14 protein-coding genes and 1 pseudogene are annotated in these 26,073 nt (G+C 54.7%); 3 read left to right on the top strand and 12 right to left on the bottom strand.

Annotated elements, in window-relative coordinates; genetic code table 11:
- Positions 1 to 28: 28 nt before the first annotated feature.
- Both ACZ1HF_RS09345 and ACZ1HF_RS09340 read right to left on the bottom strand, forming a co-directional pair.
- Complete coding sequence (locus ACZ1HF_RS09345) at positions 29 to 1,123, bottom strand: LysM peptidoglycan-binding domain-containing protein (protein ID WP_472657232.1); 1,095 nt, start codon at positions 1,121 to 1,123, stop codon at positions 29 to 31.
- Between the two features lie 106 nt (positions 1,124 to 1,229).
- Complete coding sequence (locus ACZ1HF_RS09340; RefSeq protein ID WP_472657231.1) at positions 1,230 to 2,765, bottom strand: PstS family phosphate ABC transporter substrate-binding protein; 1,536 nt, start codon at positions 2,763 to 2,765, stop codon at positions 1,230 to 1,232.
- Between the two features lie 363 nt (positions 2,766 to 3,128).
- Between ACZ1HF_RS09340 and ACZ1HF_RS09335 the strand changes: the two genes are divergently transcribed.
- The gene (locus tag ACZ1HF_RS09335) at positions 3,129 to 4,088 is read left to right on the top strand and encodes an IS630 family transposase (protein ID WP_472656335.1); all 960 of its coding nucleotides are present in this window, start codon (positions 3,129 to 3,131) and stop codon (positions 4,086 to 4,088) included.
- A 77-nt stretch (positions 4,089 to 4,165) separates the two neighbouring features.
- Here ACZ1HF_RS09335 and ACZ1HF_RS09330 read toward each other — a convergent pair whose 3' ends face one another.
- The 8 genes from ACZ1HF_RS09330 to ACZ1HF_RS09295 form a co-directional block, all read right to left on the bottom strand.
- Positions 4,166 to 5,560, bottom strand: coding sequence for a GumC family protein (locus ACZ1HF_RS09330; protein WP_472657230.1), 1,395 nt, complete (start codon positions 5,558 to 5,560; stop codon positions 4,166 to 4,168).
- Positions 5,561 to 5,781: 221 nt separating this feature from the next.
- Positions 5,782 to 6,735, bottom strand: a complete 954-nt coding sequence (locus ACZ1HF_RS09325) for a hypothetical protein (protein ID WP_472657229.1) — start codon at positions 6,733 to 6,735, stop codon at positions 5,782 to 5,784.
- 3 nt (positions 6,736 to 6,738) lie between these two features.
- The gene (locus ACZ1HF_RS09320) at positions 6,739 to 7,446 is read right to left on the bottom strand and encodes a 4'-phosphopantetheinyl transferase family protein (RefSeq protein WP_472657228.1); all 708 of its coding nucleotides are present in this window, start codon (positions 7,444 to 7,446) and stop codon (positions 6,739 to 6,741) included.
- A complete protein-coding gene (locus tag ACZ1HF_RS09315) occupies positions 7,443 to 12,044 on the bottom strand; it encodes a MupA/Atu3671 family FMN-dependent luciferase-like monooxygenase (RefSeq protein ID WP_472657227.1) in 4,602 nt (1,533 codons plus the stop codon). The genes ACZ1HF_RS09320 and ACZ1HF_RS09315 overlap by 4 nt, the downstream gene beginning before the upstream one ends.
- Before the next feature lie 12 nt (positions 12,045 to 12,056).
- Positions 12,057 to 13,079 carry a glycosyltransferase family 2 protein gene (locus tag ACZ1HF_RS09310; RefSeq protein WP_472657226.1) on the bottom strand — a complete coding sequence of 341 codons (1,023 nt, stop codon included), beginning with the start codon at positions 13,077 to 13,079 and terminating at the stop codon, positions 12,057 to 12,059.
- Between the two features lie 4 nt (positions 13,080 to 13,083).
- Complete coding sequence (locus tag ACZ1HF_RS09305) at positions 13,084 to 19,575, bottom strand: type I polyketide synthase (protein WP_472657225.1); 6,492 nt, start codon at positions 19,573 to 19,575, stop codon at positions 13,084 to 13,086.
- A gap of 285 nt (positions 19,576 to 19,860) precedes the next feature.
- Positions 19,861 to 21,132 carry an oligosaccharide flippase family protein gene (locus ACZ1HF_RS09300; RefSeq protein ID WP_472657224.1) on the bottom strand — a complete coding sequence of 424 codons (1,272 nt, stop codon included), beginning with the start codon at positions 21,130 to 21,132 and terminating at the stop codon, positions 19,861 to 19,863.
- Positions 21,129 to 21,950, bottom strand: a complete 822-nt coding sequence (locus tag ACZ1HF_RS09295; protein WP_472657223.1) for a glycosyltransferase family 2 protein — start codon at positions 21,948 to 21,950, stop codon at positions 21,129 to 21,131. Before ACZ1HF_RS09295 ends, ACZ1HF_RS09300 begins: the two co-directional genes overlap by 4 nt.
- A gap of 214 nt (positions 21,951 to 22,164) precedes the next feature.
- Between ACZ1HF_RS09295 and epsE the strand changes: the two genes are divergently transcribed.
- A complete protein-coding gene (gene epsE / locus ACZ1HF_RS09290; protein ID WP_472657222.1) occupies positions 22,165 to 23,364 on the top strand; it encodes an exopolysaccharide biosynthesis GT4 family glycosyltransferase EpsE in 1,200 nt (399 codons plus the stop codon).
- Positions 23,365 to 23,669: 305 nt separating this feature from the next.
- Positions 23,670 to 24,637: pseudogene (locus ACZ1HF_RS09285) on the top strand (IS481 family transposase).
- Between the two features lie 91 nt (positions 24,638 to 24,728).
- Here ACZ1HF_RS09285 and ACZ1HF_RS09280 read toward each other — a convergent pair.
- Complete coding sequence (locus ACZ1HF_RS09280) at positions 24,729 to 25,127, bottom strand: hypothetical protein (protein WP_472657221.1); 399 nt, start codon at positions 25,125 to 25,127, stop codon at positions 24,729 to 24,731.
- Between the two features lie 277 nt (positions 25,128 to 25,404).
- A complete protein-coding gene (locus ACZ1HF_RS09275) occupies positions 25,405 to 25,926 on the bottom strand; it encodes a flavodoxin domain-containing protein (RefSeq protein WP_472657220.1) in 522 nt (173 codons plus the stop codon).
- Between the last annotated feature and the right edge of the window lie 147 nt (positions 25,927 to 26,073).

Below are 26,073 nucleotides of genomic sequence, written 5' to 3'. Positions count from 1 at the left end.
GCGTTTTTCGTTTTAAGCTCAGCTTAAATTACTGGTTCTGAGCCCGGAATTCAGCAAGGTGACGACGGATGATCGAGAACCACTCGCCGTTGCCTTTGATTGTCTTTATGCCGCTGTCCAAAGTTGCCAGAAGTTCTTCGCGACGCGGATGCGTTTTGGAAATAACAGCGTGGATCGTAAGAACCTGAGACAGGTTTTCGTTGTAACGAACTTTATCTTTGGTTCCGGTTTCTGTCATTGCACCCTCTGCCGAGTCCACGGCCAGCGCAACAACGTCGTATTTGCCTTCAACAAGACCTGTGAAACAATCTGAAATCACCGCTTCGCGTTTCAGAGTAATGTTCGGCTCTTTTAGATCCTTCTCTTCCAGCTGGAAAGTCGCAAACCCGGCAGGGCGACAGATCGTTTTGCCAAACAGATCTTTATATGACGCCGGCGCTGCATCTTCGATGCGGGTATAGTAGCCAAAGATCTGCTCGAACATTGGTTCGGACCAGTCAAGGTTGTTACAGCGGAACTTGGAGTCATCGCCCAGCTTGTCGATAAAGTCACAGTTCGGACGGAACCAAGCTAGGCTGAAGTCGTAAGCATGATCTGAGATCAGCGGCTGAAGGTGCGCGCCCCAATCGTTAATGAAGTCGATTTTGTATTCTGGTTTGCCGTCTGCTGCTGCGAGTGCAACATTCGTAATTTCGGTGATCATGCCGCCTTGGCCTTGATCTTCGTCAGTGAACGGTTTCCAGTCAGTGCCGACAACAACACGCACGGCCAACTCATCAGGGGCATCTAATGTTTGTGTCGTCTCTATCGGGCGGATAGCGTCTGTGCTGGCGCTTGAAGTGCCAACATTCCCATCAATACAGGGGATTGTCAGACGCATACCTTCATTGATCAAGGCAGGGTTCGGACCAATGATGGCTGAGTTCGCGCTGTAGATGATCTGGAAGTTGGATGATGATCCATAGGCACGCTTTGCGATGCTTGACAGATAGTCACCACGGACAACCGTATATTCGCCGCCGCATTGGATATTCTGAGCTTGGGCTGCGTCAGGTGCAACTGCGGCACCGACCGTGAGCGTAGCAAATGCTAACGCAATAAGGGAAGATTCTGCTTTTTTCATTTCTGTCTCTCCATAGGTTCTTTGATAGGTTTTCCACAATCGCATGTGTTGATCGGTTGCGATAACTGCCCAGCCCCCAAGACTTCGTACAATATAAATGGCTTGCTCATGGTCGAACCCACACTTCGACGCGTTGATTTAGACGAGGGCCCATCGGGTCTGCATGACATGCGACCGGATTAACGCTTCCAAAGCCTGCGGCAGTAAATGACACAGGGCTGCTACCCTCAGTTGAGAATTGCGGTGCATATTCCAGAAATGCAGCAAGAGTTGCATTTGCTGATGCAACAGAGGTTTCAATAGCGTCTTGTGTGTTTTCAGAACCGCCTGAAAACCCTGCAAAGATGACTTCTCCGCCCTCAAATCCACCTTCTTCCAGATATTCTGATAACCGTTGAAACTCGGCTCTACCCCATGCGTTCTGTACCGGGTCATTTTCAGCGAAGCGGAATGTAGATGTCAGACGATCAGCGTCCAACGTAGCTTCGACCATGGCCAGAAGCGATGAGCGTTCTATGAGGCTTCCTTCTGACTGCATCGCATCAGCCAAACGGCTTGCTCTGCGATCATCCTCTTCAGTTTCAATATTTTGGCCGAAAAAACCGGAAGGCGTAATGAGCTTCTGGCTTTCATTGGTCTTGGCTACTTGAAGAAAACCTTTGCCAATAAATGGAAGGTCGCCACTATGTGTGGCAAGTACGGCGCGGGTCAGCGGGTACTGGCCTGTCTTTATCTCAAACTCGTCTGGTTTAGTGACGATCTCGCAAGAGCCTTGAATATCCAGCACTTTCGCATCTGCTATATCGCTCGGATTTGTAACACCAATACCACCATCGAATGACGTCATTGCATAGGCAATGCCTTTATCAGTGTTGACTGAGACAGCATCCTTGGAGACGTCTTTGCTCTGCGGTGCCATGACAATATCAACGAAGTCTGTGCGGTCTTGAGACCCGTTTTCCCTCAAGAAAGGGATGATAGGTAGGTCTGGCCCGCCGAATTCGGACCAGTTTGTGATTTCACCTGAATATATGGCGGCAAGATCAGTCATAGATATGGAATTGATCGTCACACTCGGGGACGCCACCACGACAAATGCAGTCAGGGCAAGTATGCTTTCAGGCGCAGTTGTATCAACGCCATCCCAATTTCCAAGAGGAAGCGGTTCATTGCTGCCAGAAAATGCGGCCGCAGTTCTGACGCTGAGCTGACCCGTTGCGTCTTCAGAACTGACACTGATTGTTGCAGACCCGCCATCTTCTGGTGTGGTCAGGCTGAAGGTCGAGTTCGCTTCTATTATGCCTTCTGATGTAACCTCAGCATCAATTGACGAACCATACGTTTCGATGAGCGGGGCTAAGACAGTTGTGAGGGATGTGTTCTCAACTGAGATTGCAAGCTCACCATCAATTGTTGTAACTGCAAGCTCTGGGGGGCAGGTTGCGCCAATGCATTGTAGATCAGTGGCTGGTACTTTGACTGTACCAACAGAAGTTTTGAATGTGATGATATCCCCATTGAATTCAAGGATTTCACCTTCCAAGTCAATAAAGCCATCCGTCGATTGCAACAAGACGCTGTCTGACAGCGCAATTGAAGGTGCACAACAAAGCACAGCAATAATAGTTGATCTGTTTAGCATTTATTCCACCTGAGAAGCTTTTTATATCAAGATTGGAAACAGTTCTCAATCTCTTCTACAGTAATAAAGTGCTTGATTCAGGCGACTTTATGGCTTGTTTGCGATTTGTTTCAGGCTTGGAAACCGTCGAGCTGTATTGTTTTAACAGTAGCATTTAGCTGGGAGGGTAAAAATATTTTATTTACAACGGCTTGGTTTCTTTTGTGCTGTTAATCTTTTTATCGAATAGTTTTTTAAAGAGCTGGCACAAAAATATCCGCTTTTAATTATAAATAAACATTAAAGCGGTTTGCGTTTGATCTGAATCGAAGGGGGATTCACACGGAGCTGTTTGTGTGCTTCACTTCCTCTGGGAGGTGGATCATGGGCAAACCCTACTCTTTGGACCTTCGGGAACGGATTTGCGCTTACATTGCCAAGGGAAACTCAGCGCGTTCGGCTGGGCGGCTTTTTGGAGTTAGCGCTGCGACGGCGGTCCGTTTTGCGGCAGAGCATCGTGAACGCGGCGCGATAGCGCCCAAGCCTCAAGGCCGCCCGTCTGGTCAATTTGGCAAGCTTGCGCCGCACCGGGATTTTCTGCTGGAGATCGTGAAGGCCGAACCGGATATCACGCTCAAGGAACTGGCTGCTGCCCTCCTGCAAACACATGGCGTAGACGTTCAGCTATCGTCGTTGCACCGCGCCCTCCATCGCGCCGGGCTTTCATATAAAAAAGGACTGATCGCGGCAGAGCGTGATCGGCCCGTGGTGCGTCAAGCCCGCCGTGACTGGATCACGCGCCGTCAGCCCCGCATGCGCCAGGAGCCGCACAGACTGGTCTTCATTGACGAGACGGCGGTGAAGACCAACCTCACACGCCTGCGCGGGCGAGCTCCAGTCGGGGAGAGGCTCTACGGCACCGCTCCCTTTGGCAGATGGGGGACGCAGACATTCATTGCCGGTCTGACGCAAGACGGGCTGATCGCTCCTTGGGTGATCAATGGTCCGATGAACGGACCTACCTTCGACACTTACGTCGACACACAGCTGGCTCCAGTGCTTGATCCCGGAACAGTCGTCATCCTCGACAACCTGTCCACCCACAAAAGCCCGCGCGCCGCCGAAGCCATGCGCAAGCGAGGCTGCTGGTTCCTGTTCCTGCCCGCCTACAGCCCCGACCTAAATCCGATCGAAATGGCCTTCTCCAAACTCAAAGCGCACCTTCGCCGCATCGGAGCAAGAACTTTCGATGCCTTGTTCGAGGCTCTTGGCGATATCTGCAACATGTTCAATCCAAACGAATGCTGGAACTTCCTCAAAGCCGCCGGATACGCCTCAGATTAAATGCAAAACGCTTTAGGCGCGCAAAGTTAAGGTGTCGGTTATTAAATTGACGGGGGCTCAGAATACCTTTGAATTTATTATTCGTTGTCGCCCAGAACATTCTGAAAAAACGCCCTTATAGTAGGGTCATAGGTTTCTCTGATTGCAAGGAAACGGTCTGTGGATATCGTTCCGTCTTCGACGAGGTCGAGTGGCATGACATATTCATCAACCATAATAAGAATGATCGGCAGAGCTGCGATAAATACTGCAACCATAACCAGCGCACTTCCCCAACGCCGCCATTTCTCAGCCCTTGTTCTGATATGGGGGATAGATACAACTGGACGCAAATCCAGTTGTCTTTCCATCTGTGCACTGTTGCGGATCACCGGACGCATCACTTCAAGCAAATAGACAAGTCCAAGCGCAAGCGCGATGGCTGCAGCGGCGCCCATGCCAAATAGCTTCTTGCGGCTGGGGGCAACTGGCCAATCGGGAACAAGTGCAGTTTCCAATATCTCAAGACGTTCTGTTTGCTGACTGGCCTCTAGCTGTTGCGCCATCTCGGCCTCGGACCTGCTGCGCGTTATAATAGCGTATTGATCCTGTAGCTCAGCCAACCGACGATTGAGTACATTGAATTCGCGCTCAACCTGGGGCGAGGCTTTGATCGAGACTTCAAGCGCCTCGCGGCGGCTGGATAAAAGCTGTTTCTGTTCTTGCAAAAGCGCGATCTTACCTTCGTTGATCTGCTCTCGGCGGGGTGTGCTGTTTTCGTTTCGCAAGGCAATGATCTGCTGATCAATCTCAAGCTCACCCGCCTCCAGTGTTGCCACCAGATCCTGACGCGACGAAAGACCAGAGGGCAGTGCTTCAGCGTTTGCTATTTTGAAATCTGCTATGTCAGCCTCAAGGTCCGCTATCTGCGTGTTGATACGGTCTGCTTCCTGCTCAAAGAACGACAAAGCACCCTGAGTACGGATAACGCGTTTACTGCGATACTCATCAAGAACACTTTCGGCGAACTCATTCGCAATATCAGCGGCTTTCTGCGGGTCACCCAGAAGAACTGTTATTCTCAGGGCTGTTGGTCCGCTTGCCTCTGGCCGGAACGCCGCATCCGGGGGCGTGATGCCGACAATCTGTGTAGCCATGCGCAGTAATTCCGCACGTTGTGTGAGTGTCAGACCGGGAACATCACGAAACAGCCCATGCTTTTCGATAACGGCCAACAGATTATCACGCGCCATTATACGCTGCTCAATCAACTGTACCCGTTGCGAGGGCGCGGTACTGGCCATTGATTGCGTCAAAGAATCTGCAACTTGGGCATTCTGTATTTGGATCAGAGCAGTAGATTCATAGATACGCGGTTGGCTGAGTGTGTAGATTAGTGTCGCGATAATACCCAAAGCAGATACTATGAATATTATCCAGAAACGCCTGCGAAACAGGCTTATGAATTCCTGAATTGTCTGTACTTGACCCATATCGCCGTGTTCCTAGATGTTGAACCGGCTGTCAATGCGCAGCATTTGCATGGCATTATTGCCTGAACGCTCATTACTCATATCACTCTCAACACTCACTAAATCTGCAACAACACAAAGACTCATATACTTTAAAAGCCTAGCGTCACAGCTTCCATAGTTTTCTACATAAAACTATCACATTTTCACATGTGCTATCTAGTTTGCCAAACACTGCACTTTCATGACTGCACAATCCCGATTTTAGCATAGCCTCGCACAACATCCCAGACCACCTGTTGCATGAGGTCTGCGGCCTCGGCCCCCGGTGCATCAGCTTCAGACCCGTCTGCCCGTCTTAGCTTGTGGGGCAGGCCGACCGGGTCCTTCTGATAAAGAATCGCATAATGGGTCAAGGCGACTAGATACGCCCCAAGATCGTTCAAATGGATTGTATCCTGTTCTCCGGTGTCGGTCTTTGCAAACAGATCGGCCGCACCTGTTAGCCCATCAACACCGCCTTTTGCCTCAATAGCGCGGACAAAACGGGCCAGCACCTGACCTGCAGGGATCACATAAATCGGTTGCATATTGTCGTAAGCCAAAGCGCGATACAGAATTTCGCGCTGCCAATACCGTTCCAGATCCAGATCAATTCGGTTCAACCAGCCTGCCGGGTCGTCAAGATGATGCCAGGTTTCATACAGATAGACACGTGCAGTCGGATTATGTTGCCAAGCCAGTTGTGCCCAGCGATGTAGATAATCCGGACTGTCTTGATATTTGATCGCGGCTTCGATCTCGACCATTTCGGTCAGCACCACCACATCATACTCACCGCTTTCCAAAGCTTCTTTCGCAGGGCGGAAGCGCGGGTGATTATTTTCGCGCTCAAACCCCCCAATTTCAACGTCAGGTTCCCAATGGGCCTTTAACGGAGTTCCCCATCCAAGTTGCACATCATAGCTATGCCCCGCCTCAGATAATTGAGCCAGCATTGCTGGTATGTCGCGCCCAATCAGGCTGTGCCCAAGGTGATAGACGTTTAAAGCACCTGTCGGTTTTGGCAGCGGGTCTGAATAGAGCGCCGCGACCTCATCCTCAGACAATGGCGCGGGGATGCAGCTTGCAAAACCAAATACTGCCAGTACTTTCAACGCAGCCTTACTGCTATAATGCCTAAGACCAATACCCATAATTTAAGATGCCTCAGCTAAGGGCGGTAGGCGCATTCCCGTTAGGATCAAACCTGCGCCAAATCCAAACTTGCCAGACAACCCTTCCCCTGCTGCGAAGGACCCAACAGGCTGCATGAAAACAGCGCGAAAGACCCCCGCTGTCAGGTTTACTTCTACTTGCATCCCGTCAAATCCATAGAGAGCCCCGCTCAGAGGATACTGGCATTTATAAGCGCATTCCTTGGCGCTGAAGATCAGCTTAGCCAAATATCCCCGCTGATCTGACGGTTGAGCGGCCAGCCAATGAAGCTCTGCTGGCAGGCACACCGTATCCCACAAGTCTTCGTTCAGCGGCGCATCCGTTTCAATGTCAACGCCAAGGGATAAGACGCGGCGTGCGTTAGCTGCGACACATACGCAGTGATCTGCCGTATGCGAAATGCTGCCAACGCAGCCTGTGGGCCAAATTGGCGCACGATCTTCCCCCATAAGAACTGGCTGCCCGGTTACACCAAGTTGCAACAAGGCTTGCCGGGCCGCACTGCGCCCGGCTGCAAATTCACGGTGTCGCTTTACGGCGGCTTTTTGAACAAACACGGCTTCCTCAGGATGCAAATCGCTTGGGTCTGTTTTGGGGTCTGTCACAGCCAATGCGACACCTTCGCCAAATACATTCCGTGCAATCGCAAGAAGCTGTGTGTCGCGTGCAATGTGCAGATTGTCCCTCATGCCGAGCGGCGGGCGCGCATCGCGCGGCGTTTCGACATAGCATCAGACCGGGCTTGCGCGCGCTCAGCCAGTTTGCCCGCCTCGACCGAGCTTTCGCCGGTAATGGGGGCGGGGCGGTCATCCAGCCGTGCTGCAAGGGCGGACAAGGTCGGGAACCGGAAAATGTCGGTAATGCTCAGCTTGCTTGCCCCAAGCGTGTCGCGAATTTCGCGATGCGCTTGAACCGCCAGCAAGGAATGCCCGCCAAGTTCGAAGAAATTGTCTTTGGACCCCACCTGCGGTACACCAAGAATGCGCGACCAGATCGTGGCAATCTGTTCTTCAATGTTGTTTTCAGGGGCAACAAACTGTGCTGCCGGTCGCGCGGGGGCGGCTTTGCTTGGCGCAGGTAGCGCGTTGCGGTCTACCTTCTTGTTGGGTGTCAGCGGAAACGCATCCATTGTGATTAAATGCGCTGGGATCATATAATCAGGCAAGGAAGTTGCCAGAGCGTCACGCAAAGCCACCTCGGAAACGGCACCACTTGGCACGACATAACCCACCAGTCGCGTATCGCCGGGCGTATCTTCGCGCGCGATCACAACGGCTTGGCGCACAGCATCAACTGCTTCAAGGCAGGCTTCGATCTCTCCCAGCTCTATGCGGTGGCCGCGCAGTTTGACCTGATGGTCCACGCGCCCAAAGAAATCGATCTTGCCATCGGCACGCCATCTCACCAGATCACCTGTCCGATACATTCGTGCGCCTGCTGGAGCCGCGCTATCGCCAACAAACGGATCAGCGACGAAACGATCGGCTGTCAAATCCTCTTGCTGCCAATAGCCGCGTGTGACGCCGTGACCGCCGATATATAATTCACCCGGAACACCAACAGGCACCGGGTCACGGTTCTCATCCAGCACATAAAGCTGCGTATTCGCAATCGGTGTACCGATATTTACAATGCCTGCCCCAGCCCGTGCTGTTTCGGTCGAGGACCAGATCGTCGTCTCGGTCGGTCCGTACATGTTTTCAACCGTGGCCTTGGTGATCTTGCCAAACTCTTCAAGCAAAGCGCCGGGCAAAGGTTCCCCGCCGATCATCAGGTGCTTGACCCGCGACAGCGCAAACCGCGCCTCGTCATTCATGGTAATCATTCGCGCCATGCTGGGCGTACATTGCACATGAGTTACGTCATGACGCACGATCTGCGCTGCAATCGAGAAATCATCTGCCGCCACTTCCGTCGGCGCATTGGCGTGTTTCAGCACTTCGGCCAGTGGCCTCAGGCCTTCCAGCACCTCTGGCACCGAGATGCCGTAGTCGATCAGACAGGCGATCTCATCCACGTCGATGCGTTTCAACTGCTCAACCCGCGCAGCACAGTCTTCGACGGTTCCGAACAGACCTGCATCCTCGAAATACCGTTCAAAAGCGAAATCAAGGATGCCTTCCATTTCGTCCTCAGAGAGCGATCCCAGATCAATCTCGAACGGGTTCGACACGCCTTGCGGCTTCTTGAACGCTGGGAATGCCCAGGCATATTGCTTGATCAACCCCGCAGCACTGCGCAGGTAATCTTTCATCGGCTCGAACACGGTGGCCCGGACCTGTTCGCGATCCGCGCCTACATAGGTGTGCAGCATCAGCGTGACTTTGAAATCCGCCGGATCATGGCCAGCTTCACGCAGGGCGGCGTGGTAGATTTTGATCTTGTCTGAGACCTCATCAATGCTTTGACCCAGCAAGTGCGTCAGCACATTACAGCCATTGGCACCGGCTTCGCGCCACGTGTCGGGGTTGCCTGCGGTTGTCACCCAGATCGGCAGCTCTTTTGAGACAGGACGAGGCTGTGTCAGAACCGGAAATAGTTTACCATCTTTGGTCGGAAAATCGACCGTATCCCCGCGCCAAAGCGTGCGCAGATCTTCGATAGCTTGGAACATGGCCGGTTTATTCGCAGGCGGGGTATTTTCAGGTTTCAGCACAAAGTCATCGGGCTGCCAGCCCGATGCAATTGCAAGACCGACGCGCCCGTTGGTCAGGTTGTCAATGACCGCCCATTCCTCGGCGATGCGCGCAGTGTGGTGAAGTGGGGCGACGCAACTGCCTGCCCGCACGGCCAGGTTTTTCGTGACCGCCGCAACCGCAGCCCCGGTCACAGATGGGTTAGGGTAAGGCCCGCCAAACGCATGGAAATGGCGCTCTGGCGTCCACGCGGCGCAGAAGCCATGCTGATCTGCGAATTTCGCGCCTTCTAGCAATAGCTCGTATTTCTTGGGGCCAATGCCATCATCATTGCCCCAGTAGAACAGGCTGAAATCCATGCCGCGGTCAGTCAAAGCCATCTTGCCGCTGGAAATCAGCGCCCGGTTTTCATCGCTGCTGAGCACCAGTTTGAAGCCGCGCGCCAGCGTGTAGAACAGTTCCAGCACTGAGATATCAAAGGACAGGCTTGTGACGGCCAACCAAACACCGGGCGGAGTGTGCACAATACGATCATCCATGCCGGTGAAGAAGTTCGACACATTGCGGTGCTCTACCATCACGCCTTTAGGTCGTCCTGTAGAGCCTGACGTGTAGATCAGATAGGCCAGATCATCTGGCTGAACACTGCTATCCAAATCTTCCTTGGATGCAGCGGCGATACGTGGATCGGTGTCGATTTCAAGAACCTGCGCAGCATGTTTTGGCAGGCTGGCTGCCAGCGCCGATTGTGCGATGATCACCGGTGCCGCGCTGTCTTCGATATAAAGTGCAATCCGGTCCGCAGGATATGCCGGGTCCAGCGGAACGTATGCCCCGCCTGCCTTTTGAATAGCCAAAGCCCCAATCAACAGATCAAGCGAGCGTTGCGTGTAAAGCCCCACCAGAGTGCCGGGTTTCACGCCCATATCGCGCAGCACATGGGCCGTCTGATTGGCGCGCGCGTTTAGTACAGCATAGCTAAGCGCCTGATCCTCGAATACAACCGCAGTAGCGTCTGGCGAGCGTTTGACCTGTGCCTCGAACAGCTGGTGAATACACGCAGCCTCGTCAGTGCCGGTCTGTGTGTCATTCCACCGACGTAGCATTAGGTCGCGTTCTGTGTCGGGCAGAATGGGCAGATCGGCCAAGGCCATCCCGTCCTCAGCCCCATTGGCCAATAGGCGCAACCGTTCTGCAAGCAGCTCAGCAGCCACATCGCTAATCCGCATTTTGTCATAGACGAGCGTTGAACCGGCATCGGCAACGGACACCGTCACGCATGTGCCTTCGATCAAACCGGTCCCGCCGCTATTGAGACCAATATCTGGCACCCGTAACGCGTCGATATCAGCGTCGCGCGCCACCAGATCGCAGGCAAATCCGATATGTTTGCGGGCCAGCGTAACCTCTGTCGTAAAGGCATTTGACATAGCAGCGAAATCCCCGGACCCGTTAAATCGCACTGGGGTCCAGTCGGTGATAAACCCGCGCGCATCCAAAGCGCGCAAGGCATCATCCTGATAGGCAAGATCACAAGATGTCTTGCCGCCGGACAAGGCAGCCCAAGCGCCGATTGCGGACAGCGCAGTATCACCCGTCAGATCAAGCGCAATACGACCTTCGCCCGTTTCAGAGGCTTCCAAAGCAAGTGGCATTTCCGCAGGATCAAAGGCGCGCAGACGTGTGCGCCAATGTCCTTCACCCCCGGCAATTTGAGCCATCTTTGCGCTGAGCGCGTCTGTCTCTGCCATATCAGCGCTGGGCAACACATCCCCAACAGGCACTGATATTGTGGCAGGCTTGCCATCCGTATCCGTGATCCGACTTAAAACAACAGGGGTTGATCCGGTTGCAACGGTCATATCATCCTCAGATGCGGCCAAAACCGTACCGGGAACAGCGCCTTTGTCCAGATCAGACAATTGTGCTTCGCCGACCAGCAAGACCTGATCCCCAAGAACGATCTTCGGACACGCCAGTGGGTTCCAGTAAGTTCCATGATCCAAAGCGCGCACCAGCGCCACCAAGTCTTCGCCATCACGCCGGAAATCCAGACGCGCCGCTGCCTTGGGCCGGTCATCACGGGCAAAATAGGACCGTTTCGACAAGTCCTGCGCCACCCGGCCGGGCGCACCGTTTTCCAGAGAGGTGACAAGCGCGCCAAAACTCTCGATCGCCGCCTCATAGCATTTCGTGTTCAGCGTCAGCGCAGTTTCTGTGCTGTTCAGATCGAATATCCTCTGTTCAAGAATATCGCCCTCATCAATGCCGCCTTCGATCATATGCCACGTAATACCGTGCTGTGTTTCTCGGTTGATCAGCGCCCAGACGGGGGCATTCAGTCCCGCATAGCCGGGCAGGGGACCATCATGGAAATTGATTGCGCCAGAGTTGGCTTTTGACAAGACCTCGTCCGGGATCACGGACAGGTTGGCAATGCTGAACAGCCAGTCTACAGAAATCCCGTTCAGCCGTGTTGCCAGATCGGTGCCTGGCGCTTCGACCTTCAACCCTGCACCTTCGGCCCAGCTGCGGATTTCCGGGTTGCGTGTCACAACCGCGTGGATCGCATGCCCTTTTTGTAGCAAAATATCGCTGCACTGGATCAGCAGGGATTCATTGCCGATGACGATACTGGAAAACATACTCATTACTCTACTCCGTTACGGCTTGGGGGCGGTATCTGCCGGGGTTCCGCTTGAGCGCGGCAAAGGCCGCCGCTGCGTTAACCCACGGGTCGCAGCCCCAAAGGCATGTGCTATCAGATCACGCAGAAAATATTTCGGATCGGCAGCGGGCTTTTGCTGGATCACCCGCCGGATGCGCCACAGCAAACCACCTGCTACATGTGCCATAGTCGCCAAACCCGCATAAAGTGGTCCGTGGTTTTTGCGGAAATAATACTGCCGCGAGTCAAACCAATAGCGCGGCATCCGCGTCCATGTTTTCATCCCGGTCGAGACCGAGCCGATATGCGTCACCTCACTGTCGCGCACATAAACAGTCGGCCATCCGGCGCGATGCGCGCGCAGACAAAGGTCGGTTTCCTCAAAATAAAGAAAGAACGTCTCGTCAAACAGCCCGATGCGATCCAGCACGCTTTGACGCATCATCATGCTGGCCCCGGCCAGCCATTCCACCATGCAGGTTTCATCCGGAATAGGCAGTGGCACGATATGGTTCGACAACCACCGGCTGACAGGGCCAAACCGTGCGGCACCTTCCAACTCGCTCCAGATCGAGGGGAAGCGAAACGCGGTCAGGTGCGGCTCACCTGCTGGGCCGTGAATGTAGCTTCCAGCAAACCCGATTGACGGATTTGCCTCAAGGTATTCCAGAAGCTTCTTGACCGATCCATAATCCGGAAACGCGTCCGAATTCAGGATATAGACATAGTCTGGCTTGGACCCGTCAGGTAGCCCGGCCCGAATGCCCACATTATTACCAGCCCCAAACCCGCCATTGTGACCGGATTGGATGACTTGAACCCGATTGCCTTCTGACCACTCCTTATCCTCGACCGCTTTCAGGATCGCCTCGTAAGATCCATCTTGGGAGTCGTTGTCCACAATCGTCAGCGCACCATCGATACCCTCCATCGCGGCCAAAGCGGCCTCTGCTGCGCGTAGGGTCATGTCCGGTGTTTTGTAGTTCAGGATCACTGTTAATAAAGTTGGTCCGGACATGAGCTTACTCCGCCGCCGTTGCGTTCAACCAAGAGGTTGTTATGTGCCGATCAGGCTCTACTGCTTCAATCACAGCCTTCATACGTCCCGCCAAAACCCGCACATTGGGCTCCAACACCATCGAGTCGTGATCGCCCGGCACCTCGAACACCTCAATCGCAGGGGCCCATTGGGTCCAGTCATTATCTGGAAACACATAGGCGCGCTGGCTGTCTACCCATTGCCCGTTAGACACTTGCCAATGGCCGACCTGCGGAGGCCGGAACAGGGTCAGCGGCCCATCCCAAGCTTTCAGGTCATAGCTGGCGACGGCTTCAAGGAAAGCAGCCTCAATCGCGGCGTTCTGGAACTGATGCTCAGGGGCGGCTTCGGGCTCTGATCCGGCAGCGCGGCGCTTGGCAAGCTCCCACTGGATACGGTTTTTGATCCATTGCACCAGATAGCCGGGGCCTTTGCGCTTCAACTCCTGCATCTGAATAAGGGCTCGATCTTTACGGCTGAGCGGGCGACGCACCGGCAGTGGTGTATCGAGCATTACAATTTGCGCGACCTCTTCACCTGCGGCTTTCAGTTGCTGTGCAATCTCGTAAGCCGTGATCCCACCGCCTGAGAATCCGCCCAGAAGATAGGGCCCATGCGGCTGAACAACCCGTATCTCGGCAATGTAATCCTTTGCAGCTTCATGAAGCGAGCTATGCGGCGCCTCGTCCCCATAAAGCCCTTTGGCCTGCAAGCCGTAAAATGGTCTGTCTGACCCAAGAAGATGCGCAAGATGACGCAAATTCAGCACATTGCCGAACATCCCGGCCACCAGGAAAAACGGCGTTTTCGGCCCGCCCTCACCATCATGCATCGCCACAAGATGCGTGAATCGCCGCGTCACAGGTCTGACCGTGTCAGAGGCGGTGTCGCTGCCTTCATCTGTCTTGGCAGGCCCAACCCGCTCTTCGATCAACGCGGCGCATTTGGCAATTGTCGGGGCTTCGAACAAAACAGAAATCGGGAACTCAATCCGGTAGGCTTTTTTGACCATGGAGAACAGCCGCACCGCAATCAGTGAATGCCCCCCAAGATCAAAGAAGCTGTCCTCTGTCCCGACTTGTTGCACACCCAGCAATTCTTCCCAGAAACCCACCAGCGTGCGTTCAATATCATTCGATGGCTCTACATAGTCAGTATCCAGCTCTGGTCGCTGGAACTTCTGGCCGCTGCTGGCCTCATCCTGCACGCTGGCGGCGGTTTGTGCGGTTAGCTCAGCCAGATCAAGCGATGAGACGACAATTTGTGGCAGGTCCAAAGCCAAGGCACGGCGGAAGGCGTCGGCCCCCTCTGCGGGTAAAATGCCTTGCGACAGGTTGTGGTGCAGACGTTCCTCGGCGGCCGATAGCGGCTGTGGTGCACCACTTTGGTCCACGAATTCAACCTCGTTTGCAGCAGGGCGGGGCGCTTTGGCAAAAGAGACAAGCCCGTCAAGCCGCTTGATCGAGAAACCTTCAACCTCTACGCAGATATTACCATCCGTATCGCAAATGGTCACATCAAAGGACGCAACCGTGCCGTCGGCACGGTTTTCTGCGCTGTTGCGGACCCAGCTTCCGATCTCGGCGGGCAGAGGTCGCAAGACCCGCACGCACCCATAAGACACGGGCACCCACAAATGGGTTGGTTGATAATCCTCGATCAACTCCATCGCCCAGCCTGTGGCCAAATCCATCAATGCCGGATGCAACAGATATCCATCGTCCAGATCGCCGCGCGCGACGTCTGGCAGCGACAGCCGCGCCAGCCCTTCGCCCTCGCCATAAGCGAACGCATTCAACACGCGCCAACGGGGGCCAAAATTCAGATGTGCTTCCTGGGGCGAGCGGTGACCGCTTGTATCCTCGTCCGCCTGTTTGACCGTGCAGCGATCTGCAATCGTCATCAGGTCCAACGGTGCGGCATCAGTGTCCTTGCGCAGTATTATGCGCGCCTGCGCATTCAGCATGAAACCCGGTTTGCCATCTACAACGCAATCGCTGCGAACCTCAAAGCGGTAGCCTTCATCACTGCGTGTCAGTCGGACCTGAATGTTGCGGGTCTCATCATCGGCTACGCTCAAGGGGCGCAGGAAGTACAAATCGCGCAGCTCGAACGCGCCGGGCTCACCATGGGCACGCAGCGCTTCTGCTGCCAGCTCCAGATAGCCCGTACCTGGCACCAGTGCATCGCCGGCTTTGGTGCGATGCTCACCTATGAACCACTGGTTATTGACTGTGTAGCTTGCCGTAAACAGCCGGTTTCCAGCGTTGTCAAATGTTGCTTCGTCCAACAGGGGTGCCGCGACGTTTTCACGAGGGGCCTCAAGGTGGTTGCCCATGCGCTCAGCCACTGCATCCGCGGCCATGCCGACCTCGTTCCAGATACCCCAGTTGAGCGCCATGACTTTGGTTTTGTCACCCGCCCTCGATTTGGCATAAGCGTTTAGATATTCATTGGCTGCTACATAGTCGACTTGCCCTGCAGGTGCCGTGATCGTACTGGTCGAGGAAAACAGCACCAGCCAATCCAATTCCCCATCCGGGAACAACTCATGCAGCACTTGCGTGCCGTGAATTTTTGGCGTGAACACATCCTCGACCGAGCTGGGGCCTTTCGCCAGAAGCGGCCCGTCATCAACCACGCCCGCCCCATGGATCACCCCGTTCAGACCACCAAAACGCGCTTTGGTATCTTCCAACACGCGGCGCATATCCTCGACATTGCAAACATCGGCAGCGGCCACCATCACTTCACCGCCCAAAGCTTCGAGCCGTTGAACGGCGCGGATGCGCTGCGCAGTTGCATTATTCGGGCCATGGCCGCGCAAGAACGCGTCCCATTCCCCACGATCAGGCAAGTCAGAGCGGGCCAGCAGCACAAGCTTTGCCCCACATGCGCCAATCAGCTCTTCGGCTATGGTCAGACCAATGCCACCAAATCCGCCGGTGATCATATAGACCCCGCCGTCGCGATAGGTCGTCTGGTCGTCCTCGACAGCTGCCAAATTCATTGGGCGGAATTCCAGCGCATAGCGCCGGTCGCCGCGCAAAGCAGCAACGCCATTCTCAGGCGGTGCAATCAGATCTTCCAACACACGGTTGGCAAGCGTGCTGACCCATTCCCCAGCTGTGCGGCGCTTGCCGAAGGGCAGACCTTCAGGCTGCGGCACCTCCACATCCAGCATTGCGCAAGTCACCCCCGGCAGTTCCCGTGGGATCACCCGAACCGGTCCTAATGCCGTGCTTTTCTCAGGGTATGGCAATGCCTCTTTGCGAACCTGCGCAGCACCTGACGTGGTGACTGTCATATGCAATGGCTTGGGCAGGTTTTCATCGGCAATGGCTTGTGCCAGAAACAGCAGGCTAAAAAAGCCCTGCTCCTGATTGCGGTGGAAGAAGCTGCCGCCAGGACGAAAGCTTTCCTCTTGGGTCAGCAGCCAGAAATGGGCAATCCGGTTTGGCACGAAACCGCGTGCAACCATATCCTGTATCAATTGGTCATAGCCTTCGCGACCCCGCTCGGGGGCCAGGACATAACGGTCCTCTGCGACGCGGCTAAACGCGTCGCCTGTGACCACTTCAACCACAGTATGGCCTGCATCACGCAAGCGTTTGGCAGTTTGTGCACCAACGCCTGCGTCATCGCTGAAGATAAGCCAGCGCTGTGGTTCTGCCTGATCCAGCTCGCTTGCGATGTCCAGCTCACACGCGGCAAGCTGAGGCCGCCAGACAGGTTTATACCCCCAATCCGACAGGTCTTCGGATTTGATCAGGTAAGTCGATGGCGCACTGGTCTGGGCCGTTCCCGGCTCAACGAAATAGGACGCGCGCTGGAACGCATATGTGGGTAGCGGCACGCGATGGCGTTTGGCCTCGCCCCATATCTGTTCCCAGTCAATAGAGACCCCTACGGCCCAAAGCCGCCCCAGTAGCCCAAGGAAATATTTGTCATCTGCGATCTTGTCTTCCGGGTGGCGCAAAGAGCTGAGCACCTGATTGGACGACACACTGCCATGTTGCTGGGTGAGCGAGCTCAACGCTTTGCCTGGCCCGACCTCAAGGTAAACCCGATCAGGGTTCTGCGACAGGGTCGTGATGCAATCTGCAAACCGCACTGTATTGCGCAGATGACCGACCCAATAGTCTGGGTCCATAGCTTCGGCATCGGTGATAAATACGCCGCTGCGGTTCGACACAAACGGTATCTGCGGGGCGCGCAATTCAATTGATCGCAGATAGGTCCGGAACTTGTCCAGAATCGGTTCCAGCATGCGGGAATGGGCGGCAATATCGATGGGGATGCGCTGGCACTCTGTATCCTTGGCTTCCAGCGTTTTCTGCAATGCGTCCAACGCAGCCTGCGGGCCAGAGATTACCGTCAGCTCTGGCGCATTAAGGCTCGCAATATCCAGATCATCGCCCAGCAAAGGCTCTATGTCACCAACAGCCATTGGCACGCTCAACATGCCGCCTGCAGGCACTGTATCAAACAGTTGTCCACGCAGATGCACCAGCCCGATGCAATCCTCAAACGACATCACACCTGCGACGCAGGCCGCGGTATTTTCACCCATGGAATGACCGACAAGCGCCTTGGGTTGCACACCCCAGGACATCCATAATTGTGCCAGCGCATATTCGATGATCATGATCAGCGGCAATTGCACAGACGGTTTTTTCAGTGTCTTGACCGCTGTGTCGTAGCCAGCCTCATCTGGTAGCCAAATCGCACGTAGATCGTAGTCCAGTTTGGGCTGCAAAATATCGAGCCCCTGATCCACCCATTCCGCAAATACCGGTTCGGTCTCATAGAGATCGCGCGCCATGCCCGCATATTGGGCGCCGCCGCCGGGGAACATGAACACCATCTCAGGATCTGACAGGGCGGAATGGTTGAACACCCGGCGTGGGTCGTTTTCTTCCAGAAGTTCTGCGGCTTCCTCATGGGTTTCCGCCACAACCACGCGACGTTTCTCAAACGCGCGACGGCCTTCTTTCAGCGTATAGGCCACATCGGCCAAAGGTTGGTCAGGGTGCGCGCGCAAATGTGCTGCCAATGCTTTGGCATTGCCATCCAAAGCTGCCCGTGACCGGGCCGACAGGGCAATCACCTGGAATGGCCAATCCGATGGCTCTGATGCGGCGCGTTCGGGGGCCTCTTCCAGAATGGCATGGGCATTGGTTCCACCAACACCAAGTGAGTTTACCCCGGCCCGGCGCGGTGTCGCCCCCGCGGCCCAGTCGGTCAGTCGGTCATTCACCTTGAATGGGCTGGTGTCGAAATCGATTGCCGGGTTTGGCTTTTCAAACCCAAGGCTTGGTGGCAATTGCTTGTTATGCAGCGCCAATGTCGCTTTGATCAGGCTGGCCACGCCTGCGGCTGTGTCCAGATGGCCGATATTGGTCTTGACCGAGCCGATGCGGCAATAGCCGCTTTCGTCAGTTGTCTCGCGGAACGCAGCGGTCAGCGCCGCAACTTCTATCGGATCACCCAGATATGTGCCGGTGCCATGACATTCGACATAGCCAACCGTATCTGCGGTCACACCTGCAATCGCTTGCGCCTCGGCAATAGCACCTGCCTGACCGTCCACACTTGGGGCAAGATAGCCAGCCTTCGCGGCCCCGTCATTATTGACCGCCGTGCCTTTGATGACGCCCCAGATATGGTCGCCATCCGCAACCGCATCAGCCAACCGTCGCAAGACAACGGCACCGGCGCCACTGCCAAAGACCGTGCCCTGTGCGCGATGGTCAAATGCATGGCATTCCCCGTCCGGTGACAGGATTTCGCCGTCCTCAAATACATATCCGCGTCCATGCGGCAGCTCAATCGTCACCCCTCCGGCCAGCGCCATATCACATTCGCCATTCAGCAGCGCCTGACACGCATAATGCGTGGCCACCAAAGAGGTCGAGCACGCCGTTTGCAAACTGATACTCGGCCCCTTCAGGTCAAACACATGACTGACGCGTGTGGACAGGAAATCCTTGTCATTTCCCGTATGGCGCAACAAGAACATGCCGACATTGTCGACCAGATCAGGGTTCGAGCAGACGTTGAAATAGAAATAACTGCCCATGCCACACCCGGCATAAACCCCGACCGAGCCCTCGAATGTCTCGGGTGGATGGCCCGCATTTTCCAGTGCTTCCCATGACACCTCCAGAAACTGGCGGTGCTGCGGATCCATGATCGCGCATTCCTTGGGGCTGAAGCCGAAAAAATCGCCGTCGAATTCTTTGAATCCTTTCAACATCGCGGCCGTCGGCACGTAATTCTTGTGCCGCAGCCGCCCTTGTATTTCGCCTGCCTCAAGGAGCTCTTCTTCGCTGAGGCGGCTGATCGAGCAGACACCATCGCGCAGGTTCGTCCAATATTCAGAGACGCTGCCCGCTCCGGGCAAATGCGCGGCCATACCAACGATAGCAATATCGTTTGAGAAGTCTTCGGAATCACTCACGTTTTCAACCATACACCATTTAACACCACGAGAACCGTGGCTGAAACAGAAACGATTCTGTCTCCAAATCTAAAATTACACAGCAAAATAAGGCAGATATGCTCCGCCTGCTGCAAAACCATTACGCCCCATATCATATATACAACCTGCGCAAGCCATCCACCAAGGATTTTCCTGATTATCTACTTTCCTACGACGCTTTAACCGCTCGAGACTTTGGCGAGTTCGGCAATCGCAGGGCCGTTTTGCCACAGAATATAACCCGCACCTCCGGCACCCAGCATTGCAAAAGAGATATCATGGACGGGATCCCATGCCTTCAGGCCACGTGCCAGCCAGACCACCACCGGATAGATAAATACCATGGCAATTGCCTGACTGAACAATGCGCCAAGCAGCCCTGCATATTCTACACCCAGATAAAGCGCTGATACGAAGAAAGGCTGCGCGCGCGGCGGCCAATACGAAAAACCTGCGCGAATCCCCGGCCGCAAGCGCCACTTGATCATAGGTCAGCACAATGACCTGTGGGATCTGTACACAGGCCACCACGACCAGGATTGCGCCGGATGCGATGTAACGCTGGTCATACAGCAGATCGACAATGGCCACCCCAAGATAGGCCAGCCCCAGCAGGACCGACAAAACCCCAGCCGTCAGACTAAACCGCATCATGCGCAGTTTGCGGAAGTTTTCGATCGAGGCACAGGGCGGTCGTTCCCGATACAGCGGGATCAAAATGCGCTGTGATACCATCCCCGCCAAAAGCAGTGGGAAGCTGGCAAGAAAGAAACCAATATTATAGATGCCAAGCGTCTCTAGTGACAGATACTTGCCCAGAATGATCTTGTCACTTTGGGTAAAGAGGAACCCACAGACCGTGCTGAGGAATATCCATTTGCCAAAATGGATCAATTCGTGCGAGGCGGCCTTTTCCCAGCGAAACCTGTTGCGGATGCCCGGCAGGTAGATGTTGTAGCAGATCAGTTGCGCCATCGCTCCGATCAGGCCGCTGATCACCAGCGCCCAGACTGATTGTAAAATCCAGGCAAAGATGATGGCAGAGATCACACCAATCAATTGGGTTGCCATATCAATCACTGTGACACGCCCCAGTGCCAGATGCCGGTGCGCTGTCTCCAGCCGTGTTGGGTTGAAACCGTTGATCAGCAGGCTCAGGGCCGCAATGGGCAAAAGCTGTGCCAGCTGCGGTTCGCCGTAAAAACCGGCAACCGGCAGAGCCAGCGCCGTTGCCGCCAGCCAGAGAACAACCCCACGGAACACCTGAATGCTCCAGGCTGTGTTCAGAAAGTCCGGATCATCGCCGCGCTTGCTTTGCATGATCGACGGGCCGATACCGACGTCCGAAAACATCGCAAGGCCCTGCATGAACACCATCACAAGGGCCATCATCCCGAAGGCTTCCGGAAACAGCAGCCGCGTCAGGATTAGGTTTGAGGCAAGACGCACCACCTGCGAAAAAGCATAGCCAGATATTGTTAGGGCCGAACCGCGCAAAACGCGTGCCTTGAGCCCTTCGCCTTGCGTGAATTTCGCCAGCCAACTCATCTGCCGCGGCTCCAATCCTTGGACCCGCCGGGCAGCCGCACTGCCAAAGCGACTGCGCAGTAGACACAAAACCCGATAGGATGGCGCAGAGCCAGTTTTGCAAGAAGGTTTTTACCAAAGGGCGGCTTGTCATCATTGGCCAGAAGCTGCGGATAAAGCTGCCTGATCTGTGCAACCCCCAGATCCTGACGACGTCGGACTTTCACAAGGTTACCGAAGCCTTCGACAATCGGCCAGATATAGGGGGCCGTCGCCTCATGCCTTTCTGACGGGTCGAATTGCAGTCTCACAAACGTATCGTCCGAAATGATATCAGGGAAGGCGTCCCACCGTACCCGCCCGGTAGCATTCACTGCAAACAACCCACAGCCCGGTACACCCGTCGTGATGAACGGCACATTCATGTAGATCTTGCGATATGCCCTGCTGATCCAGCTACCCGGTTGCGTAATGACGAGCGCGCCGCTGGCGTATGCGGGCTCTGGGCGCGATAAAAGATCAGCCAATTGCCCCATAAGGGGTGGGCTCACCACCACATCCGCATCCAGATAGACCAGAATGTCGCCCTGCGCCGCAGCCTCCCCTTTGTTTAGCGCATTCAGCTTGCCGCCTTGCTCAATGTCCAGAACGCGTAGCGCCCAACCCTGCGCATGTGCGTCGCTCTGAAAGCTGTTGGCGATCTCGACAGTGGCATCGCTGCAGGCATTTGCAATAACAATAACCTCGCCCGACCCATCCACGTCGGAGGCCAGTACGGATTCCAGACATTCTGCAATGCAATCCGCCTCATTATTGGCGGGTATCAGCACACTTAACATTTACAACACACATCCCTCGCGCCGCTTCCCGTTGGCACGCACTTACCCCGGCTCATATAGTGTCGCATGAAAGATAGGTCTGGCAATCCACAACCACTCATATCCGTGTTTTTCCGCAAGCTGTCGCTGGTATGACATCTTTTCTTGCGGGATTGCGGAAATACCGGGATGATCATCGAGTAAACCAATCAGCTTTGCAAAAGAGATTTCAAGCGTGCGTAAAGAATTAAATATCGGGTACCTGATACCCCAGTTCCCCGGACAAACCCACATTTTCTTCTGGCGCGAATTGCAGGAAATGGAGGCCCGCGGCGCGACCTTGTCTGTCTTCAGCACGCGGATGCCCCCCAAAGGTCTGATCTCGCACAACTGGTCACAGGCCGCGATTGCGCGCACAGAATATCTTGTGCGCCCCGATCCTTTGGGAACGCTGGCCGCACTTGCGGCCTTGCCATGGGGCGATCTGCGCGGTGACATCAAGCGCGAAGGCAAGGCCCTGTTACGCGAAATCATCCTGTGTGCTGCCGCCGCCCGGCAATTGGTCAAATCCTGCAAGGCACAGGGCATCACTCATATTCATGCCCATTCCTGCGCCCGCGCCGCGCTGATTGCAACGCTTGCCAACAGGCTGTCAGGTATCCCCTACAGCCTGACACTCCACGGTCCCATGTCCGATTATGGGATTGGTCAAAACCTGAAATGGCGCCACGCGGCTTTCGCCACGATCATCACAGAAAAGCTGTTGTCCGAGGCACGCGACCAGCTTGGGCCAGACATGCCTGACCGCGTTGTCATTCAACCCATGGGCGTTGATGTGGATGCTTTCAGTCGCCAAAGCCCCTATGTGTCGCCATCCCCCGGCCAGCCAGTTAAGATATTTGCCTGTGGCCGTCTGAACATTGTGAAGGGTCATCAGGATCTGCTGCAAGCCGTGCGTTTGCTCAAAGATCGGGGCATTCCTGTGCAGCTTGAAATCGCGGGCGAGGATGATGATGGCGGCAATGGCTACCGCCAAATTCTTGAAAGCCGCCTGAGCGAACTTGGTCTGGCCGACACAGCCCGCCTGCTGGGGGCAATCGATGGCGATGCAGTCAAACAGAAACTGCTGGAGGCCCATGTCTTTGTGTTGGCCAGTTGGCACGAACCCCTTGGTGTCGCCTATATGGAGGCCATGAGCTGCGCCACGCCCACCATTGGCACCGACGCAGGCGGCGTGCGGGAACTGATCGTCGATGGCGAAAGCGGTCTGCTGGTTCCACCCAAAAACCCCGATGCACTGGCTGACGCTATCGCGCGCATCGCAACCGATCCGGGTTACGCAATGGCCCTCAGCAAAGGCGGCCGCGACCGTGTTGTCACCAACTTCCGCTCCAGCCTTGGTGCCGAAACCCTGTTGCGCGAGATCGGGGAGTAGTGACAGATACCATTTAAATCTTTTGAAGACACTGGATTAATCCAACGTGCCTCTTTGATGCAATGTGGGCCTTCCATGGCGTAGGTAAGCGGCACAAATCGATCATCTGTTAAAAGTCCGCCAAGCCCCGCTTTGGCAAAGGACTCTTACTCGCGAGATTTGCGTAAATTGCGCAGGTTCATTGTGATAGCAGTGTTAGGCGCAGCAGCATCGCACGGCTGTTTTGAATTTTGATCGTTTTTCACTAGGTGTTTAGTCCCGGCATGTGGTGGTCTACTGATTTGTGACCATCAGAAGGGTGAACTATGGGACAAATTCTTCACGGGAGCGCCAAGACCACGCACGCCGTCCGAGCTCTCATACAGCGATCGCAAGCTTCGAACGCGGCGCTGAGTCGGGAACTGGGCATCAACGTCAAGACCGTCGCAAAGTGGCGCAAGCGTGACAGCGTTCAAGACGCTGCTATGGGGCCGAAGGAAGCCCATTCCACGGTTCTCAGCATCGAAGAGGAAGCCGTCATCGTCGCGTTCCGGCGGCACACGCTGCTGCCTCTGGATGATTGTCTCTATGCGCTGCAGCCCAGCATTCCGCATCTCACCCGATCATCATTGCATCGGTGCTTGCAGCGGCATGGGATCAGCCGTCTTCCAGATGTCGAGGGCGACAAGCCGAAGAAGAGGGCGACAAGCCGAAGAAGAAGTTCAAACGTTACCCGATTGGCTATTTCCACATTGACATCGCAGAAGTACGCACTGGAGAGGGGAAGATCCGTTTGTTCGTGGCCATCGACCGAACCTCCAAGTTTGCCTATGTCGAGCTGCATTAGAAGGCGGGCAAGATGATTGCCGCCCAATTCCTGCGCAATCTAATTGCCGCCGTGCCATACAGGATCCACACGATCCTGACGGATAACGGCATCCAGTTCACCAATCGCAAACAGGACACATCCGCATTCGAGCACATCTTTGATCGCGTTTGTCGCGAGCACGAGATCGACCACCGCCTGACAAAGGTGAACCATCCGTGGACGAACGGCCAGGTTGAACGCATGAACCGGACAATCAAAGAGGCGACGGTCAAGCGATATCACTATGACACACATTCACAGCTTGAAACGCACGTCACCGACTTCATTGCAGCCTACAATTACGCACGCCGATTGAAGACGCTGCAAGGCCTCACACCATTCGAATACATCTGCAAAATCTGGACAACCGAACCGGAACGCTTCAATGTCGATCCGACCCACCACATGCCGGGACTAAACAACTAGTGCAACCGCTGAAGCGGCCCAAATCCATGAATGCAGCCACAATAAGCCCGCGCTTGCGGCTAGCCCTTTCAATAGGACCGCGGGTTCAAAGTCAGGTAAATTGAAGCGATTTTTCGGCATTAGCGAAATTACGAAGTGAGACGGCTTCGCCAAGCTGCCAGTCGGCGTAAACCACAGCCGCGATATCAGAAAGCATAAGCGCCCCGCCCTTAGCGATGAGGAGAAACACGCCATATAGAACAGAGTATAAAATCAGGATGTCGTAGGCGGTGCGGCGATGATCGCCCATAAATGACAGCGCCACGCGAATACCAAAAAGGCTAATGAAGGTCGCGGTGATTGGTCCGCTTAGATAACTTGCATATCCGCCCGAGATAAGGTCCAGCAAACTCCATACAAAGGACGACGCGATTACGATTGCAAAGATAGGTAAGATCATGCGTCCGAAGACGCCGAATGACAGAATGAATGATTTGATTATGACTCCCATAATAGGCGGCCAAGGCCGCGCTAGCCTCCTTTTTAATAGTGAATATGATATTAGGTAAATAATACTGACTAATTTTGCCGATATTATGGCGGTGCATTAAAAGCTTCACTAAGGTATTGAAAAATTGTATTTTATATCTCTGACGAATTCTCTTTATGTGGACTATGCGAAAGCAGTGGACAGCTTTAGGCGCAAAAGGAAGCACACCACGCAAAAGCGTCAGATCAGTCTTTAGCCAACACGTAAGGCCTTGCACCCTCTGCTGGCCGTGTCTCTGTCATGTCTCAAAGAACTTTGAAATCTCCGAAGACAGCGCCTGCCAATCGGTGAATTCATGCTCTCCGGCGCTTGGGTCATATTCGCGGCCACGTAGAACCACGTGCCGAAGCACCTGCATGGCGAAATAATCATAATGCCGGGTCCGCACAGCACCGGCTGCCAGAACTTCCGCGTCAGGTTTCAGGCCTGTGCGCATCTTCATTTCGGTGACATAGTCACCGGCCTCTTCAAGACCTTCCGGAAACGCAGCATTCAGGCTGACCGAGATCAAAAGCGTCTTGCGATCCTCCAATTCCTGCCTATTAGCCTGTAAAAGTATCTCGAAACTTTTGGGGTGTCTTCGTTGATGGACAGGGGCAGCCAAAATCACCGCATCAACACCCTTAAACGAAACCGGCGCGACATCCTCTGCATCAAACAACGCAACGTCATGGCCGGACTTGCTTACCTCTTCAGCTGCGAAGCGGGCAATTTTGCCTGTTTGCCCCTCAACCGTAGCGTAAATGATCAAGACATTCATTTCGGCCTCCCTTTGTTAGGGTCTATTGCCGTTCCCATTGAGCCGTGGGTTTCAGCTTCGACACCTGTATTCTTGATAACCTCTCAGAAGCGCGCGTCTTTGTTCTAGGTCAAACCCTGACACACTGTGAAAACGAGGCGCAGTGTT

Source organism: Litoreibacter sp. GN1-5 (genome assembly GCF_055693805.1).
Note: the sequence above shows the minus strand (reverse complement) of the source record. Positions and strands in the feature narration are given on the sequence as shown.

What these genes read in the sequence shown, in the direction of transcription:
- ACZ1HF_RS09345 (WP_472657232.1), bottom strand. Translation starts at nt 1,123, where the DNA reads ATGAAAAAAGCAGAATCTTCCCTTATTGCGTTAGCATTTGCTACGCTC.
- ACZ1HF_RS09335 (WP_472656335.1), top strand. Translation starts at nt 3,129, where the DNA reads ATGGGCAAACCCTACTCTTTGGACCTTCGGGAACGGATTTGCGCTTAC.
- ACZ1HF_RS09340 (WP_472657231.1), bottom strand. Translation starts at nt 2,765, where the DNA reads ATGCTAAACAGATCAACTATTATTGCTGTGCTTTGTTGTGCACCTTCA.
- ACZ1HF_RS09325 (WP_472657229.1), bottom strand. Translation starts at nt 6,735, where the DNA reads ATGGGTATTGGTCTTAGGCATTATAGCAGTAAGGCTGCGTTGAAAGTA.
- ACZ1HF_RS09330 (WP_472657230.1), bottom strand. Translation starts at nt 5,560, where the DNA reads ATGGGTCAAGTACAGACAATTCAGGAATTCATAAGCCTGTTTCGCAGG.
- ACZ1HF_RS09305 (WP_472657225.1), bottom strand. Translation starts at nt 19,575, where the DNA reads ATGGTTGAAAACGTGAGTGATTCCGAAGACTTCTCAAACGATATTGCT.
- ACZ1HF_RS09275 (WP_472657220.1), bottom strand. Translation starts at nt 25,926, where the DNA reads ATGAATGTCTTGATCATTTACGCTACGGTTGAGGGGCAAACAGGCAAA.
- ACZ1HF_RS09280 (WP_472657221.1), bottom strand. Translation starts at nt 25,127, where the DNA reads ATGGGAGTCATAATCAAATCATTCATTCTGTCATTCGGCGTCTTCGGA.
- ACZ1HF_RS09310 (WP_472657226.1), bottom strand. Translation starts at nt 13,079, where the DNA reads ATGTCCGGACCAACTTTATTAACAGTGATCCTGAACTACAAAACACCG.
- ACZ1HF_RS09295 (WP_472657223.1), bottom strand. Translation starts at nt 21,950, where the DNA reads ATGTTAAGTGTGCTGATACCCGCCAATAATGAGGCGGATTGCATTGCA.
- ACZ1HF_RS09300 (WP_472657224.1), bottom strand. Translation starts at nt 21,132, where the DNA reads ATGAGTTGGCTGGCGAAATTCACGCAAGGCGAAGGGCTCAAGGCACGC.
- ACZ1HF_RS09315 (WP_472657227.1), bottom strand. Translation starts at nt 12,044, where the DNA reads ATGAGTATGTTTTCCAGTATCGTCATCGGCAATGAATCCCTGCTGATC.
- ACZ1HF_RS09320 (WP_472657228.1), bottom strand. Translation starts at nt 7,446, where the DNA reads ATGAGGGACAATCTGCACATTGCACGCGACACACAGCTTCTTGCGATT.